This window comes from Cupriavidus necator A5-1 (assembly GCF_000744095.1).
GTDB classification, from domain to species: domain Bacteria; phylum Pseudomonadota; class Gammaproteobacteria; order Burkholderiales; family Burkholderiaceae; genus Cupriavidus; species Cupriavidus necator_A.
The window spans coordinates 1567029-1584511 of record NZ_JQLI01000001.1; the positions used below are offsets into that span (position 1 = coordinate 1567029).

Annotated in this window: 14 protein-coding genes and 2 pseudogenes; 8 read left to right on the top strand and 8 right to left on the bottom strand. The window is 59.9% G+C overall.

The window, feature by feature from the left end; translation table 11 throughout:
* Positions 1 to 237: 237 nt before the first annotated feature.
* On the bottom strand, positions 238 to 3663 hold the full coding sequence (locus tag K307_RS06865) for an adenylate/guanylate cyclase domain-containing protein (RefSeq protein WP_042881536.1): 3426 nt from the start codon (positions 3661 to 3663) through the stop codon (positions 238 to 240).
* 419 nt (positions 3664 to 4082) lie between these two features.
* Here K307_RS06865 and K307_RS06870 point away from each other — a divergent pair, with 419 nt between their 5' ends.
* The 4 genes from K307_RS06870 (at position 4083) to K307_RS06885 (ending at position 8103) form a co-directional block, all read left to right on the top strand.
* On the top strand, positions 4083 to 4520 hold the full coding sequence (locus K307_RS06870) for a hypothetical protein (protein ID WP_042877194.1): 438 nt from the start codon (positions 4083 to 4085) through the stop codon (positions 4518 to 4520).
* A gap of 470 nt (positions 4521 to 4990) precedes the next feature.
* The gene (locus K307_RS06875) at positions 4991 to 7591 is read left to right on the top strand and encodes an intermembrane phospholipid transport protein YdbH family protein (RefSeq protein ID WP_230625566.1); all 2601 of its coding nucleotides are present in this window, start codon (positions 4991 to 4993) and stop codon (positions 7589 to 7591) included.
* Positions 7588 to 7770, top strand: coding sequence for a YnbE family lipoprotein (locus K307_RS06880; protein WP_042876724.1), 183 nt, complete (start codon positions 7588 to 7590; stop codon positions 7768 to 7770). The genes K307_RS06875 and K307_RS06880 overlap by 4 nt, the downstream gene beginning before the upstream one ends.
* A 9-nt stretch (positions 7771 to 7779) precedes the next feature.
* On the top strand, positions 7780 to 8103 hold the full coding sequence (locus K307_RS06885) for a YdbL family protein (RefSeq protein WP_042876726.1): 324 nt from the start codon (positions 7780 to 7782) through the stop codon (positions 8101 to 8103).
* Between the two features lie 445 nt (positions 8104 to 8548).
* Here the strand turns inward: K307_RS06885 and K307_RS45840 are convergent, their stop codons facing one another.
* From K307_RS45840 to K307_RS06910, 6 genes are all read right to left on the bottom strand, one after another.
* The gene (locus K307_RS45840) at positions 8549 to 9055 is read right to left on the bottom strand and encodes a DUF2141 domain-containing protein (RefSeq protein ID WP_230625568.1); all 507 of its coding nucleotides are present in this window, start codon (positions 9053 to 9055) and stop codon (positions 8549 to 8551) included.
* Positions 9056 to 10174: 1119 nt separating this feature from the next.
* Complete coding sequence (locus K307_RS06895) at positions 10175 to 10759, bottom strand: hypothetical protein (protein ID WP_042877201.1); 585 nt, start codon at positions 10757 to 10759, stop codon at positions 10175 to 10177.
* Positions 10760 to 11126: 367 nt separating this feature from the next.
* Positions 11127 to 12422, bottom strand: a complete 1296-nt coding sequence (gene cls / locus K307_RS06900; protein ID WP_080745114.1) for a cardiolipin synthase — start codon at positions 12420 to 12422, stop codon at positions 11127 to 11129.
* A gap of 383 nt (positions 12423 to 12805) precedes the next feature.
* Entirely contained in the window at positions 12806 to 13117 is a 312-nt protein-coding gene (locus K307_RS06905) for a BON domain-containing protein (RefSeq protein ID WP_042877202.1), read from the bottom strand.
* A 160-nt stretch (positions 13118 to 13277) separates the two neighbouring features.
* Positions 13278 to 13436 (bottom strand): DUF3309 family protein, encoded by a 159-nt coding sequence (locus K307_RS45845; RefSeq protein ID WP_080744942.1) that lies wholly within the window; start codon positions 13434 to 13436, stop codon positions 13278 to 13280.
* Positions 13437 to 13453: 17 nt separating this feature from the next.
* Complete coding sequence (locus K307_RS06910; RefSeq protein ID WP_042877203.1) at positions 13454 to 14635, bottom strand: fatty acid desaturase; 1182 nt, start codon at positions 14633 to 14635, stop codon at positions 13454 to 13456.
* A gap of 499 nt (positions 14636 to 15134) precedes the next feature.
* On the opposite strand from K307_RS06910, the gene K307_RS47645 reads away from it, so the two are divergent.
* Complete coding sequence (locus K307_RS47645) at positions 15135 to 15503, top strand: hypothetical protein (RefSeq protein WP_155301101.1); 369 nt, start codon at positions 15135 to 15137, stop codon at positions 15501 to 15503.
* Between the two features lie 88 nt (positions 15504 to 15591).
* On the opposite strand, the pseudogene K307_RS06915 reads toward K307_RS47645, so the two are convergent.
* Positions 15592 to 16311 (bottom strand): annotated as a pseudogene (locus K307_RS06915) (Crp/Fnr family transcriptional regulator).
* Between the two features lie 232 nt (positions 16312 to 16543).
* On the opposite strand from K307_RS06915, the pseudogene K307_RS50990 reads away from it, so the two are divergent.
* From K307_RS50990 to K307_RS06925, 3 genes and pseudogenes are all read left to right on the top strand, one after another.
* Positions 16544 to 16728 (top strand): annotated as a pseudogene (locus tag K307_RS50990) (hypothetical protein); the annotation flags it as partial.
* A gap of 261 nt (positions 16729 to 16989) precedes the next feature.
* Entirely contained in the window at positions 16990 to 17148 is a 159-nt protein-coding gene (locus K307_RS06920) for a DUF3309 family protein (protein WP_042881540.1), read from the top strand.
* 98 nt (positions 17149 to 17246) lie between these two features.
* A complete protein-coding gene (locus K307_RS06925; RefSeq protein ID WP_042877204.1) occupies positions 17247 to 17423 on the top strand; it encodes a CsbD family protein in 177 nt (58 codons plus the stop codon).
* Positions 17424 to 17483: the final 60 nt, after the last annotated feature.

Here is a 17483-nt window from a genome sequence, read left to right on the forward strand (position 1 = left end):
GGTCATCACCTCGCTGGACGGCTGGCACGCCAGATGCGGCAAGGCTTCCGGCCGGATACCGAGTTGACAAAATTATTTTGTACGACGTAAAGCCCATCATCACCAGTAACCAGGCTCTGCTCTGGCACTGCTTGCGCACGCTCGGCCTGGCGGATCGCCCCACAGGATTCGGGCGTCTGCTGGCGGGCAATTTCGACAAGGGAGCCTCCCTCCCCTGACGAGGTGAGCCAGGGCGTTTCAGTCCCGCTGGCCGGATGGTCGCGCAGCATCCAGCAGTGCCTTGGCCTGCTGCCAGTCAGCGGTGTCGAACCCTTCCGTGAAGGCCTCGTGCAGGCCGGCCAGCATCCGCCGCGCAGCTTTCCCCTTGTCCTGCTCTTGCCATAGCCGAGCCAGACTCAGCGCTGCGCGCAGCTCGAGCGACTTCGCGCTTTGCTGGCGGGCGATCGCGATCGCTCGATGAAAACACGCTTCCGCCGCATCGCGCTCAGCAGAAAGGCGAGGCTGCGTGCCCGACCGATGGAGAAGCAGTTCCCCCTTGAGCCGATGCAACTCCGCTTCAAAGTAGCGTTCCCCCGTGTTGCCGACCGTGGCCAGCGCGTCAGCCAGCACGTCCAGTCCTGCCTGGGCTTGCCCGGCGTTCTCATAGGTTTCGGCCAGCAGGGCCAGGAAGTAAGGCCGCCCCAGCTCGGCGCCCGTGGCCTGGTAGGCGGTCAGGCCCTGGCGTATCTGAACAATGCCCTCCTCACTGCTCCCCTGCTCGGCCAACGCCCAACCCCGCAGGATGGTTCCCCATGCGAGCCAGAACGGGAACCCTTGTTCAGTCGAGAGCGTGATGGCGGCTTCGGCGCACTCTCGGGTCAGTTGTGCCTCATGCCGGAACTGATGCAGCTCGGCGGCAAAGGCCAGGCCGAGTGCGAGGCTGAATGGGTGAGAAAGCCTCCCGGCCAGCGCCAGCGCCTCGTGGGCTTCCATGCTGGCTTGAGCCGGAAAGCCCAGGAGCCATAAGACCCATGCCAACAGGCAGAGTCCACGGACCCCATGGTCCTGCCCATGAAGTGCGTCATAGGCTTGACGCCGTTCAGGCTTATAGTAGGCAAGCCCCTGCTCCAAGTGCGCCCGGGCCCGGTGGAACTTACCCAGAAAGAGCGAGGATCCTCCCAGCGCCATATGAGCCTTTCCGAGTAGCACCGGGTCTTGTACGTTCTCAGCCAACCCGAGCAGCGCCTCCCCTAATTCATACGCCGTGTGATGCTGCGCACGAAGTGAAAAGAAAGTGCGCAATCCCAGCTTCACCTCGAAGCGCTGCGGGGTTTCACCACCGTGTTCGCACAAGGCCAGGGCTCGCGCATAGTTTGCCTCCACCTCCGACGAGGCATAACCTCTCGCGGCAATCAAGGCGGGGCCAAGGGTGACGCGCAAAGCAAGATCCTGGCGCGCGCGTTCCGGCGCATCGGGCAGGCGCTTGAGCAGCTCCAAAGCCGTACTCAGATGAAGGATGGCGTCAAGATGAGCCGAACGCTCAACCGCCTGGCGCCCGGCGCAATGCAGGTACTCCACCGCCTTGGGGATGTTCCCGCTGAGACTGTAATGATGTGCCAGTTCGCTGCAGTGGTCTTTCAACTGATGCTGGAAGAGGACCTCGATGGCCCGACCTGTGCGCTCATGCAACGCGCCGCGCTGTTCCGAGAGCAAGGAGTGGCCCGCTACTTCCTGGGTGAGGGCGTGCTTGAACGCATACTCTACCTCCGGAAATGCCGGCCGCCCGTAGATAAACTCTCCGGCCTGCAGGCCGGCCAGCAGCGCATAGAGGCGCTCCTCCGACTGCCCGGTGACCTGCCGGATCAGGCTCAAGGGGAATTCCTTGCCGATGACGGCCAGGGTCTGCAGCAGTTCCTTCTGCGCGAGTGGCAGCCGATCCATGCGCGCGGCGAGCACGCCCTGTACCGTGGTCGGGATATGCAGCGTGGCCGGGGTCTTCTCGATACGGTAATGGCCTGGTTCACCGAGCAGCGCCTTTTCCTCGGCCAGGGTCTGGACCACCTCCTCCATGAAAAAGGGATTGCCCTCCGTTTTCTCCAGGATGAGCTGCCTGACGGGCCCGAGGCTGGGGTCATCGCCCAACAAGACGCCGAGCAAGCCTTGCGCCTCGGCTGGACGGAGGGGGGCGAGCCGCAATTCCATGCAATTGTCCTGGTTCCGCCAGGCGGACTGATACTCGGGGCGGTAGTTCACCAGCAGCAGAATCCGGGCTTGCGCCGTTCGCTCGATGAAGTAGGCGAGAAAGGCTTCGGTCTCGCTGTCCAGCCATTGAAGGTCCTCGAACAGCAGCTGGACGGGCTGGTTCTGGCTCTCGCGCACCAGCAGGCGGGTGATGGCCTCAAAGGCGCGCTCGCGCCGCAGGTTGGCGCCCATGTCCGCCAGCGCCGGGCCGAGCTCGCTGATGCCCAGCAGATAGAGCAGGTAGGGCATGAGGTCTTCGAGACTGCGCTCCAGCGTGAGTATCTTGCCCGCGACCTTTTCGTGGCATCGCCGCTTGTCGTCCTGGGCGGTGATCTGGAAATAATTCCTCAGGAGTTCGATGAGCGGCAAATACGCAAAGGCTTTGCCGTGCGACACCGAGAAGGTCTCCAGCACCAGGCAGCCGCTCTGCGAGCGCGCCTTGAACTCATGGAACAGCCGCGACTTGCCGACCCCGGCCTCCCCCACCACGGCGACGATCTGCCCGTGTCCGGCGGTGGATCGCTCCAGCGCCAGATGCAGCGCCTCCAGTTCGGCTTCACGGCCCACGAAGCGGGCCAGGCCGCGGTGCGCTGCCACTTGCAAGCGCGTGCGCAACGCCCCGAGACCAAGCACTTCATAGACCGCGAGGGATTCCGGGATGCCTTTGACATGGGCGTCTCCCAGCGCCTTGAACTCGAAGTACCCCTGCGCGAGCTTGTGGGCGGATTCGCTCACGAGAATGGACAAGGGCGCGGCCATCGTCTCCATCCGCGCGGCAATGTGGATCGTGTGCCCGACCGGGTCATAGTCTGTGTGCAGGTCATCCTTGCGGATCGAGCGCACCACCACCTCGCCCGTGTGGACGCCCACCCGGATCTGCAGCGAGATGCCCTGCTCCAGCCGAAGCCTGTCGCTGTGCCGGCGCATCGCCTCCTGCATGCGCAGCGCCGCGTACAAGGCGCGCCGGGTATGGTCCTCATGGGCGATGGGCGCGCCGAACAGCGCGAGGATGCCGTCGCCCAACGACTTAGCCACATACCCCTCGTAGTAATGCACGGACTCCATCATCAGCTCGATGACGGGGGTGATCAGGCGGTGGGCCTCTTCCGGGTCCCGGTCGTGGATCAAGGCGGTCGAGCCCGCCATGTCGGCAAACAGAACAGTGATGGTCTTGCGTTCGCCGGCGGTCTCTCCTCGGGCTTCCAGCGCCGCCTGCTCGGCCCGGATGCGCTCGGCCAGGTGGGGCGGCGTGTAATGAACGGGGGCGGCGGATGATGCTTGCGGTACTTCGCTGACGGGTTCGCCGCAAGCACTGCAAAAGCGCGCCGTCGGACTCAGTTCGTGGCCACAACGCGAACAGATGCGCGCGAGCCGGTTGCCACACCGCTCACAAAAATTGGCGCCAACGGCATATTCGAACCCGCAAATTGTGCAGCGCGCCATGGGAGCCTCCCCGGACTTCCTCCAGGCAATTAGACGCCCCATTACCTTCCGTCGCAAGACTGACTCGTCTCCACGATCCTGCTTCATTGGTGAGGATGCTTGATTGCTTCAATCGTGCACGCTTCAGCGGCGGCAGTTCTGTGCACTGAAGGCGGCACCGGTGCAAGACACCGCGGGTTGAGGCGCCACAACGCGCCACCGAGCGCGCCGCATGCGTGCGGGCGATTATCTCGATGTTGACGTGCATCAAGCTTGACCTCCAAGCGGATCCAATAATGAATGTTGGGACCCAGGTGACAGCATTCGCTTTGTTTCCCCAAGGTAGCTGGTTTTGTCGCTAACGGAGGTCCACAGGGCTCGCCGATGTACCAAGAGGTAACCCGCCGCCTGGCTGCTGCACATTGAGCTTGGAGAGAACCATGAAGGCGCAGATTGATGAAGGCACCCTCGAGATATGGGGGGAGAATCCGACGGAAACCTGGGCGTTGTCCATATGGCACAAAGAACACCGAATCAGTGCTGGCACGGTCAGCATCTATCCGGTTTCGCCAGAGATACAAGACAAGCCGCTTCTCGGGAGCATGGAAGCACTGGTAGTGGACGCCCACGACCAACAGACGGATATGCTCACGGTTAGCCACTCTCCCAATGGTCTTTTGGTGGACGCGATCGATTTGGCACCGTTTCAGATTCCGCGCATTTCACTATCGATGATCCTGGGCAGGAACCCGCTCTCTATCAACGTGGGAGACGTTCTCGACTTTTATATCCATCCGCAATTTACGGAGTGGATTGATGCCTACAAGAAGGCGATTGAAACGCAGGCGACTAAGCACTCGCTGACTTACCCGGGGTGAGGGCGAGCGGGAGACTCCGAAATCGCCCCGGCAGCCGATCGCACGCTCACGGCCGTAGAGCGAAGCGATTGTGTCACTGGCTTACCCTCGACATCTCCGGGGGAGCGTTAAGAACCTTGGGGTATTGGGGGGGTAGGTGTCTAGCATTGAGCCACTTACCGGCTGCCGAGGTGCAAGATGAAAGTCATCATTCGCATGGAGACCATTACCGATTGGGGCGAATCCAACACCCACGAGTTCTGTCAGGTCGTCGGTTCGCAGTATGGTTGACGCATGTCTGGCCAAGACCAGAGCCGAACGTGCGATCGATCCTGAACTACGTCCCGGCGAGGTGGGAACGTAGAACCTGTTTGCCAAGGCAAGGGAAGAATCACACAGTGTCAGTTCAATAATGTAGACCCGCCTGCGGCATGCTCCTCTCCCGGCAATATCCGCCCACTCTTGCATTCTTTCGTCGCAACTATGCCTGGATGATCATCCTGGCGCTGCTGCCAGTGTCGGTGTTTCTGGTGGTGGTGATCACGGCGTTTGCGCTGGGCGTACGTGTCCAGGGGCTCGGTTGGCAAGACGGACTGGAACTGGCGCATTGGCAAAGGCTGCAGAACGGCTGCGTGGAAGCCCGCGGCGAACGATTCCGGATCACCGGCTGGCGGCCCGTGACGATCACCGTTGCCAGCGTGAGCCTGGCCAATTGCCAAGCTGGCGGCGAGGCGCTGCCTCCCCCCTGGACGCCGCCGTTCGATCTCACCATCGACGCACTCTCAGTTCCCGGTTTGCCGCCGATCGCACTCTTCGTCCGCCAGCGCGAGCAGCGCTGGCAGGCATGGGCAAAGTATCAGCACAGCAGTGCGACCGCGACCTATGACCGCATTTCCGGGCACTGGAGCGCGCAAGGCGCGATTCAGGCGGCTGACATCGCGCCCAGGCTCCTGGGTGCGCTGACCTTCACGGGCAATGGATTGTGGCAGGCCAGTCGACTGGACGGCGATTTGCAGGCGCAGGGGCAACAACTGGGTCATCGCGGTCAGTCCCAACGGTCCGACATGAGGCTAGAGGCCAGCCTCGCCGCCAAAAAATGGCATCTGAATGCCGAACTGGCGTCACCATTGACGCTCGGCGGTGCCTGGATCCTGGAAGCCCCGCAAGTGCTACGGGTCAGCGGCAATCTGGAGGGGGTGGAGTCCCTGCGCCTGGACCTGCGAGCGGCAGGCCCGCAAGGCACCATAGTGCTGACCTTGGATACCGAGGGCACCGGCGTAGCACGCGGCCAGGGCATGCTGACGCTAGCCGGGCCCTCGCTAGCCGGCAGAGTGCCTATTCGCTGGAATCGGCAAGGGCTGGAACTGTTGCCGGCGTCGATACAACTCCCCGAGGGGCTTCTACTGCGCTGGCCCCGGCCCCTGACACTGCCGCTGGCATTGGCCGGTGAAAGCACAATCTCGGCCGAGCTTCAGTATCGGGATATAGAAGTCAAAACCGTCGACAGCCGGTTGGCCTGGCAGCAAGCGAAATGGGGCTGGCACGGACGGCTTGATCTGGCAGGTAAAGCCGCCGGATATGATCTGAGCGGGTTTTGGCAAGGCCGCATCGAAGCCTCCGGGCTGGCGGGGGAACCAGCCAGCCTCACGGTCAGGGGACCAGATCTGTTGCTAGCGGTGCGCGTGCCGGTGACCGGCTTCCAGGCGCCGGGCTGGACCACGCGCGCGGAGTTCAATGGCCACTATGGCAATGCCCCTCTCACGGGGGCGCTCAGCGCCAGCTTTGCGCGAGGGCGCTGGGAAGGTACGGTTGAAGGCGACTCGCGGCTCCCCTTCTATGCACGGGGCGGGGGCCTGAAGCTCGTCGCACCCTGGTTTGGCAAGGACGGGCAGTGGTACCTGGGCACTGGCAGTCGCGCAACGATAGCCGGCGGGCTGGTCGGAACGACATTGATCAAGCCGATCGCCGTGGTCGCGACAACGCCTCTGCGCGTCGGGCCCCAGGGTGTATTCGGCAATCTGGAGGTCAAGGCGGAGGGCGTCGTTGCGACGCGCTGGGCACCGCCTGCCGTCACCGGGAAAATCGCCGTCGCCGGGCAGCAAGGCAGGGCCACGCTGCGTGCGCCGGCCTGGCAATCCGAGCTGACCCTGACCGCAGAGCTGTCTGGCCACGGAAGAAAAGCCGGAGCGAAGGGCATGCTGGAGATCAGGACACCGCTGTCTGCATCCATGAGCCGCAGCCTCGGCTTCACCTTGAAGCAAGGCATGCTCCATGGCCAAGGTCGCTGGGAATGGCAGGACCACTGGCGGCTGCAAGGCGACATATTCGTGTCCGGACTGGCGCTGGAATGGGGAGGCATTCTGGCCACGGGCGGCGATGGGGCGGCGCATATTGAGTTGCAGCAAAACGGCGTAACGCTCACAAGCATCGGGCCAGTCATGCTCGCCCAACTGGATGTGGGCACCCTGGTGCGCAACATCCGCATGACGGTCCAATCTGACTTGGTCACCTGGCACGTCGCCGATATCTCTGCCGACGTGCTGGGAGGCAATATGCACGCCGCTACCTTGCAATGGCCGTCCTCTCAGTTTCAGGCGGTGACCATTGGGCGCATCAACCTGGCGGAGGTGGCTGCCCTGCAGAACGATCCGAACCCGACCGTTCAACTCGCTGGCCGCGTGGGCGGCAATCTGCCGCTACAATTGACGAGGGACTCCCTGGCCTTGCGGTCGGGTTACGTGAGCAACGAGGGCCCATTATCACTCAAGGTCTTGCCATCCGCCGGGGTTACCGCGATGGGCCAATCCAATCGTGCGGTGGAATTGGCGCTCGATGCCCTGAGCAATCTGGCGATTGATGAATTTGAGGCGCGTCTGAATATGAAACCAGACGGCTGGCTGGACGCCGCAGTCACCATCAAAGGCCAGAACCCGCAGAAGACCAGCTTGCCAATCGTACTAAACTACACTCACCGGGAGAACGTGTTCGAACTATTGCGCAGCTTGCGCATTGGGGATGATATCTCCCGGCGGGTACTGAACCGGATGCCTGCAGAAGGCTCGCGCAGCGATGACGTGGAGGACACGCCATGAAGAAACCCGTTTTGCTTGTCGCTTTACTGCCGCTGGCCGCCTGCACGCCTCGGATCGCCCTTGAGGCCCCCAAAGACCCTATCACCATCAATCTGAATGTGAAGATTGATCATGAGATTCGCCTCAAGGTAGAAAAAGATGTGGATAAACTCATCAGTGAAGACCGCACATTGTTCTAGGAGCCAACCATGAAAATGGCGACACGATTGATGGCGGTGCTACTGCTGTCTGGCAGTACGCTGGCCATGGCATTGGGCCTGGATAGTGCCAAGTCACAGGGGCTCGTGGGTGAGCAACCAGATGGTTATCTGGGTGTTGTCAAGGCGACCCCGGACGCAGTGGAACTTGCCGCGGATATCAATGCGAAGCGCCGCGCGGCGTACGACGCCATTGCCAAGAAGAACGGCGCCACCCTGGAGCAAGTGGCGATCCTGGCAGGACAGAAAGCCATTGAAAAGGCCGCGCCCGGAACCTTCATCAAGACCCCTGAGGGTCAGTGGATAAGAAAGTAGTGCTCGGCGGTAGCACGAATACGACCCCGCCCGACTTCTTGCGAATATCCGGTCAGAACCAATTCGAAATTATATGGTCCGGTTGCCGTAATCAGTCCCCGCAGAGGGATTTTTAGATCTGACTAATCTGGCGTCAATTTGGATGGACGAGCTTTTGAGGGGCTGGAAGGCTGTTCATCACGGGCCTCCATATCTGAGGGCGGCAAGCCAACTGGTCTCGACAATCGAATGGCTCTCTGCGACCTGCTCAAGGAATGCACAAAACGCCTATCCCGAGCTGTGCGAAATATGGCGGTAATCGCGCATGAGCTGCCCGCAGCAACGGCTTTGGCCACTCCCAAAAGGCCTTTTCCCAATTGGAGAATTGTGCATCATTAGTAGATCGGGATTTTTTGGTGAAACTCGCCAGAAACTGCATAGAAGGTCTCATTACCAAAAAGCGTGTTCAGTAATGCAATCTAATCGTCAAGCTCAAGTTCTTCCCATCGTAGGAGAAGCTGGCGGCGGAAAACGACGGTGCCCTGAGCCATCCTACTGCATTGTTTGAAAAACCATATCCTTCGGTAGGAATTCCAAGTGCGTTGGTATCCAGCTTACCGTTCATATTCTCATCATGTGCGACCGCTATGGCATATGTTCCTGGAGGGATTCCTTCAAAATTGCATTGCGCTTGATTATTCTCAACCCTTATTGACATGATATTCCTCGCTGAATGCAGATAGTCCGCAGGGAATCCGACTGGCGATTCAAAGAGAGTGCAGGCCACCATGCCTGTGCTGCTTCGAATGCCTAGAATCCGTATATGAATCGATTGCGAAAAGGCGGGATATGGATAAGATGAACATAGTAGTACCGCAAACCATGTTGCATAACGAGCCGTCTTCGGCGTGCTGTTCGTGGGGATATTGCCTGCAACGGAAGCCACAGCCTTCGGATCAGTTGATTCAATCATGATTTTCCTCGCCACTACCGGATCGTTGGCGATGTTGCGGTCGCAGTAGCCGCACCGTTCCCTCAATGGGGAACCTAAGCTCACTTTAGTGCCTGTGGGAGCGCCCCGCCATGGCGAGCGCACCCCTCCGAACCGACCAATGATGAACCGATACCAGGCCTGCTGAGAGGTCGAATTTTGGTGTTGATGCCTCTGTGCCCCCGGGGCAAATCGGGTGCGCACCCGGTGTCCAAGTAAAACTCGGCCGGTAGATCCTTCGTCGCAGATAATCGGCGTGAAAAGCACAATCTTACAAGGGTTTGCAAAAGCCACACCGCCGGCGGCGCAGGCCGCCACCATCACGCCTCGATTCGACAGAGTATGCACATCGATTTTGTGGCTTTGTCTACCTAAACTTTATGCATGGTCCATGCTCGGCCCTCCCTGAGCATTCTTGACAGACCACATCGGTGGCCAATTTCAAAGCCTCAGACGCGTTTCGCGCACTACGTTCGCCTTTAAGGACTTGGGCAGACATTACGAGATGTATAAGACCAAACATACCATTTTCCGGGATACGTCCTTGAGCCTTAGCTCGCTCGTCTCCGTCGCAACGGGCATGTGGTTCGGTCTTGGATACGCGAGAGTCTTCCAAGGCTTCCCAAAGGCCGACACCTTCAAAGCTGCGTTCAAGGGAGTAATCATGGCAATGCTCTGGCCGATCGTGCCGGTCCAGCATCGACCACGATGACCACGAACGCCAAAGCCGCCTGCGGGCGGTTATTTTTCAGCCCACCTAACATTGCCGAAAATGCGGAGGGTTTTTGGGATAGGGATCGCGGGCTCGTCGGCAGGTTGTGTCGCAATTGGAATGCGAAGCGGCTACGAGCCCCTGGACTCCTGATGACCTTAGCGAAGAAGGCCGCGTGCCATCGGTGTATGGATCGAACGTACCCGCCTTGCCACCATCGGTATAGGAATCGCGGGCCCCTTGATGCTGCTGGCATCCGTGAACACATCCCTTGCGCCCGCATATTCCTTGGCGTGTTCTAGCCAAAGGGGCCAACATCAGAACCATGATGTCGGCCCCGGCTGCTCGCGGAGCGACGGCGCTCGCTTGCTGGCGCCAGCCCTGCCCGATCACTTGCCGTACTTGGCCTTCACGTCAGCCGTGCACTTGTCCTTGGCATCACCGGACAAGGCGTCGCATTTCTCCTTGTCGGCCTGATACTTGGCGTCCATGGTGTCCTTCTTGGCATCGCGGCGAGCCTCGGCGACATCTTTGCTGGTGCCGGTGTCGGCGGCCTTCTCGACCTTGACCGCTCCAAGCGCCTTCTCGTGGGCAACCTTGGCTTCCTTCACGCAAACGTCCTTGTCGTTGCCCTTCCTGTCGTCGCACATTTCCTTAGCCACGTCGTAGTCTCGATCGGCCTTGACCTTGTGCGCCTTTGCCTGGGCCTGGGCGGTGCCGTCGCGCATGGCTTCGGCGTTCGCCTTCGCGACATCCCGATCGCGCTTGGCCTCCGCCTTGCAAACGTCCTTGGCGTTGGCCTTCATGCCGCCGCATTTGGCGCTGGCGGCTTTGTAGTCAGCGTCGGCCTGCTTCACTGTGGCGTCGTAGTCTGCCTTCGAACCCGCGGCAGGCGCAGTTAGTGCCAGTACAGCCCCTCCCGGCGCGACCACCATCATCCCAAACAAGGCAGCGAATAGCCATTTAGTCATCATGTCGCACTCCCCTATCAGTAGCAGGACTTCTCAGCGTTGCATACTGGCATTTCCAGCGGCGATTTTGCGAGGGCCCTGCAAAGAGACTACATCACTTGCACGCCTGGCGTCAGAATCCAAATTCCGAAACGCGAGTCGGAGAACTCCCACAGACCGGGCACAGCCTGCACACATGACGACGCGAGAACCGGTGTCACATCGGTGCCAAACAGGCGCTGTCGCCCCCATCTTCCGGGCATACCAGGCACGTAATGGGATCGTCGTCGTGCAGGCTTCCGGGTTCAGTCAAGATGACAGATAGCGGCGATTGAGTGTGCCGTCCAGATATGCAATTGCCGCGGACCAGGCCAGCGTTGCATTCAGGAATCTACAACCAGTAAGCCCACACGCGCGCGGTCATTTCCTTCATACGCATACCGATCGAACGGTCGTTCCATTGTTCAATCGTGATGGGATTGGACGCGGCGAGATCCACCTCGAACATGGCTTGCATCTGTGCGCCGAACTCCTGTCCCAAGACAACGGCGTTGACCTCGTCGTTGTACAAGAAACTGCGCCAGTCGAGGTTGGTCGATCCGACGGTGGACCAGACACCGTCGATAACCGCTGTCTTCGAATGCAACAGCACATCGCGCCGCTCGTAGATCTTTACGCCGGAGCGCAATAGCTCGTCGTAAAAGGAGCGTCCTGCGAAGAACACCAGCCAGGAATCGGTCTTGCTTGGGAGGATGAGTTTGACATCGACACCGCGAACTGCAGCATCCTTGAGCGCAGCTAGAAGCTGCGGATCTGGGACGAAATAGGCGTTGGTCAAATACACGCTGGTTACCGCACTGCCGATTGCCGAGAGCAGTGTCGCGTAGATGAGGCTATAGGGCTCATCAGGCGAACTGCCGATGGCGCGCACGACCTCCGTTCCCGTGTTGCCGAGTTGAAGATAGTAGTTCTTCGGCGCGAGCCGTTCACCCTTTTGCTTTGCCCACGTTGCCAGAAACAGCTTCTGAAATTCCCGGACCACCGGGCCCTCCACTTTCACGTGGGTATCGCGCCAGGGTGGGCTTCCATCGGGTCGAGGCCTAGATTTCGGCCTGAACGATCCACTCGAATAGACGCTGCTGATATTGATCCCGCCAAGGAAGGCGATCCGGCCATCGACAATCAACAGTTTGCGGTGATCGCGCTGATTGACCTCCCACCCCTTCTTTGCCGACAGTGGGTTGACTGGATTGAACTCCAGCACCTTGATGCCGCTGTCGGTAAGGCGTTTGAAGTACTCCTTGGGTGAATTGATCGCTCCCACGCTATCGTAGATGAGATTCACCTGCACGCCCTGACCCTGCTTCTCGATGAGCGCTTCCGCAAAGCGATTTCCTACAACATCGTCCTCGATAATGTAGGTTTCCATGTTGATATGGTCCTTCGCACTGCGGATCGCGGCAAACATGGCCTGAAACGTGGCTGGACCGTCCTGCAGCAGAAGCACCTTGTTACCCACCACCAACGGGCTGCCGACGATAGCCGCTTCGAGCGCCAGATGCCGATCAAAGATATTGGTTTCATCGCTGTGGCTCTTGAGGCGGCTGAGAATTTCCTTGCTTTGCTGGGGCGAAAGCGGACCGTGCACGCCCCCGAGCTGAACAGGCTGGGCGGGGCCGCTCCTCATATCCGGGACAATGGTCGGCAACACGCTGCATCCGCCGGCGACGGCGAGCGAGATCGCTAGCCACCCCGCAGTCCTGCCCAGACTATCGCACCGGTGAATCCACTCAAGAAACAAGGCTACCTCCGTCAATTGCAATTATTTCGGAGTCCGACCAGGCAATTGCATCATAATAGGGCCCACTCACCCGCTTCCGACCAAGCGCACCGTGTAGCGCGATCTACGCGACGACCCCGCCGGTTGCGACGAACCGGTTCAGCCTTGCCTGCGATCAGGCGATTTGTTTGAGGCGAATCCATCGCGAGATCGCTGACGCGTGGCAACGGTACCCGCGCTCACCGGTTGACGTGAGGCGCAGGCCGGCAATCGCTTGCGGCCAGTGACTGTCATTTGATCCGCATGTCATTCTTGATCGACTTCACCCCCTTGACGCCACGTGCAACCTCGACTGCCTTGTTGGCGTCGGCCTGGGACCTGACAAAGCCGCTCAGTTGGACCACACCTTTGAAGGTTTCGACGTTGATTTCGGCGGACTTCAAGGTCGGCTCATTGAAAACTGCCGCCTTTACTTTCGTGGTAAGGACCGTGTCATCGACGTACTCTCCAGTCCCTTCTTGCTTGGGCGTCGATGCGCACCCCAGGGAAAAGGCCATCAGGACGGTTAGGAAAAAGGCGGAAAGACGGTATAGGTATGTCATGGCTAGGCCCTCCAGATGAATGACAATGCGAAAATCCCTCTCGAAGTTCGATCCGAGTCGAGAGCCCCCCCGAATGCAAGCTCTATTGCTTGAAATAAAGAAAACGTGGATCTCACTGTCTCATGAACGAGCGTCAGTAGCGCGACCTCGGCGCAACGCGCTATATCTTTCCCATCAGCCACAGTACGAGCAGGATTACCAACACCAGCCCAAGACCACCGCTGGGACCATAGCCCCACCCCCTGCTGTGCGGCCAGGCTGGAATCGCGCCGATCAACAGTAAGATGAGCACGATCAACAGTATCGTTCCCAATGTCATTTGATGCCTCCCAACGGTCAGGCGTAGCAGCAGCGGAGTTTCCAGGAAAACTGCTGCAGCGCATCGATGCCGCTCTCATCGGCGCGCCGGCACCAGTCTTCCAGTTGTTTGACCAGCTGCTCCTTCGAGGTGGCGGAATTGCTCCACAATGCGGTGAGATCCTGGCGCATCGCATAGATGGTGCGCAGCAACTTTCTGGAACGCAGTGCCTGGTTCAGGACTGCGCGTTCACGCTCCGGTAGCGTCCCCACTTCCCTTTGCAGCCAGTGCCTGAGCGCTTCCTGCGCCTTGGCCTCATTCAGACCCGGTAGCGCACGCGCCCGCAGGGTGTGGATTTCCCCCAATACGGTTTGCCGCAGGGTGCTGGCGAACCTGGCCAGTACGTGGTAGCGGTGAGCGGTGATGGCCTGCAGGGTCTGCGCGTCGCAGCCTGCCCTGGCCAGATTGAAGCGAATCTTTGGCGCCACCCTGCGTACGCTGGCAAGACGGAGCGTCACTAGCAGATGGATGTACACCCAACCAAGGTCAAGTTCCCACCACTTGCTGGACAGCTTGGCTGAGGTGACGTAGGCATGATGGTTGTTATGCAGTTCCTCGCCGCCGATCAGAATGCCCCACGGCACGATATTCGTGGAAGTGTCATTCGGCGCGTACGTGCGGTAGCCCCAGTAGTGGCCGATACCGTTGATCACGCCCGCGGCGAAGAACGGAACCCACAGCATCTGTACTGCCCAGATGCTCAGTCCGATCGGGCCGAACAGCACCAGGTCGATCGCCAGCATGAAGCCAATCCCTAGCCCGACGTGCTTCGCATAAAGATTGCGCTCGATCCAGTCGTCCGGGGTGGCGTGCCCATACCTCTCCAGCGTTGCAGCGTTCCTGGCCTCGCTTCGATAGAGTTCCGCACCTTCCAGCAGCACTCGCCTGATACCGTAGAACTGCGGGCTGTGCGGGTCTTCCGGGGTTTCGCACTTGGCGTGGTGCTTGCGATGGATCGCCACCCACTCCCTGGTCACCATCCCGGTGGTCGGCCACAGCCAGAAGCGCAGGAAATGGCTGGCGACGGGATGCAGATCGAGGGCGCGGTGGGCCTGGTGACGGTGCAGGAAGATGGTGACCGACGCGATGGTGACGTGGGTCAAGCCCAGCGTCACAAGTGCGTAACCCCAGCAGGGGAGACTAAGCAGGCCAAGGTGCATCGCCGGCTCCTTCGCAAGATCAGAATGCGTAAGAGACAGATACGCCTAATATCAAGCTGCTTCAGTACGCTGCCGGACACGCGCGGTTACGCCGCAAGGCCGGCAGACGGCTACTGTGGCAATAAGGTGATTGATATCCATCACGATCTGCCCGTTCAAAACGCCCCCTCACATGAGAAGACTCCTGAGCTTCACCCCGGTAGAAGTCGCACGCACGGTTTCCGGCCGGATCTGGCCGCGCACGAAATAAATAACACGGACTGTGCGCTGGCGGACGGCGCTCTGGCCAAGTGTGAACTATATATGAAACCGACGCAGTGACCGCAACCGACTGGACGCACTGGAAATCTGCGGGAGTCTCTCGGTCGGCGACATTCCGCTATTCTTCTTCCGGATTAAGCGGCCCGAGTTATTTGCTAGCCTTTCCTTGCGATATGAAGGGATGTTTGCTTCCGGGGTTGCCGGGGTATCGCACCGGCTTCATTGAAAGGCGAGGAAAATGCCAGCAGATTATCCCACTACCGTCATTGTCATTTATCACGGCAGCCCCAGCAATTGGTATTTTGCGGAGGTTGAGCCGGCGGAATGCATCTGTCGCTTTGGTCCGTTTGGCAGCGAACATGCGGTCCATGAAATTCTTCCTGTCATCTATCCCGCCGATCTGCCCCGTGAAACCATCGACGCGCCGGCCGACTGCGACGACGTCACGATCCTGCGCGCAGCAAGAGGGGCAAAAGATGCACCGCTAGTCAGCCTTTGCCCGACTGGAGACGCAGGGTCAGGGACCTCATCTTCGTGGTGGAAACTTTTCTTCGGCCGCAACGCTCCCGCGCGTGGCTCTCTGCGTGCACTAGGATCGAATAGCTAGAACCCATCAGGACCGTTCCAGGTAAATGTCGTAATGGCGGCTGGCATGCCGAGTGGCGAGGTCGCCTGAGGCCGCCCTGCCTGACAACTCAAATCGACGACATGTCTGGCAACAGCCGGTCGAACTCCCGCTTTACGACCGAGTAGCACTCGCACACCCGTTCTTCCAGCCCCGCCAGGTCGAGTACCGCAATGTGCCCATGGCTGTAGCGGATCAGGCCCGCGGCCTGGAGCTTCAGGGCGGCCTCGGTCACGCCGGAGCGCCGCACCCCGAGCATGTTGGCAATGAGTTCCTGCGTCATCGTCAGGTCGTTGGAGGGCAGCCGGTCGATGCTCAGCAGCAGCCATCGACACAGTTGCTGGTCGATGGAGTGATGGCGGTTGCATACCGCGGTTTGCGCCATTTGCGTAATGAGCGCCTGCGTATAGCGAAGCAACAGGCGCTGCAGAGGTCCGCCCCCGTACGAACTCCTGCTTCAGGATCGCTGCGCTCAGGCGGTATCCGTGCCCGGCACTTTGCACGATGGCGCGGCTTGGGGTCGTTTCGCCCCCTATGAAGATCGCAATCCTGACCATCCCCTCATTGCCCACGATTGCGATTTCGGCGGACGCGCCATCTTCCATCACGTACAGCAGCGAAATGATCGAATTGGTTGGGAAATAGACGTAGCCCTGTTGATCTTTGACTCGTACACGACATGGCCAAGCGGCAACTCCACCAGGGTCAGGTGTGTTGCGAGGCGCTCCAAGTCGACTGCCGGCAGTGCGGCGAGAAGGTGGTTGGACTTCGGATCGTGCGGGATGCTCATGACTGCATCTCACCGGTCAGAAAGGTTGATCTCAGTGACGTCGACCTCACGCGGAGCCTGGAGCCAGACCACGGGAAGGTAGAGGATCACTTGCCTCTTTAAATATATGTCGGCGGGGCGACTAGGCAAATGCCAGGAAGAGCCGCATGCCACACCCACAACGCATTCGCACTCCCGGGTTCTGCCCTGCCCGCTCGGACAATCTGGCTGCAAATGGAATAAATGCCCCGGTCTAGCGCCGGCGGCGGAATGGCTGCTCGACAACTATCACATCGTCGAGGACCAGATCCGCGAGATCCGGGACGACCTGTCCCCCGACTACTATCGCCAGTTCCCAAGCTCGCCGAGGGGCCATTCACAGGCTATCCGCGCGTACTCGGGCTGGCCTGGGCCTTTGTCGCCCACACTGACAGCTACATCCCGGCAGCCAATCCGTGCCTGCGTCCCCGTCTATCGTACGGCACCGGACTGACATGAGATCCCATCCTAACTATGCTTTGAGCAGGATAGAGATGTCGCTATCGATACGACGTACCACCAACAGTACTTCAGCGAATCCCTCGAATCGGTGTTCAGGATTCCATGGCATGGCCATCGACAAAGCGATCCGCTAGAACGGCTGCCATCCGTCTGGCTGCATCGGCGGAGCGCATGTTTTTGCAGAATCAGGAGCGCATCATGTCAATTGGACTCTTGCTGTTGATTGTCCTGGCTATCTTCCTCGTGGGGGCAATTCCCACCTGGTCGTACAGCAGCGGATGGGGCTACGCTCCGTCCGGCGCACTCGGGGTGATTCTTGTTGTGGTCCTTGTCCTGTTGCTGCTAGGCAGACTCTAGGGCAGGCATCGGGAACATTCCCGACATCGCCAGCACGCTGTGCCGCGGCCGGATTGCCTCAGCATCCGGCACGCAACACCAATGAAGAGGAATACATCATGAACAGGGATCAAGTGAAGGGCCGGATCACGGCGGCCGCCGGGAAAGTCAGGGAAGCCTTTGGCAAGATGACTGGAAACAGGCAAACGCAAGTGGCGGGAACCCTGAAGAAGGATATTGGCAAGACGCAGGCAGCGTATGGCGACGTCAAGGCGGATATCAAGAAGGCGGAATAAAACGATACGGAGAGAGGGCGAGCACCCGAGCCAGCGCAGCGCCGGCGGGATGGGAAAGGC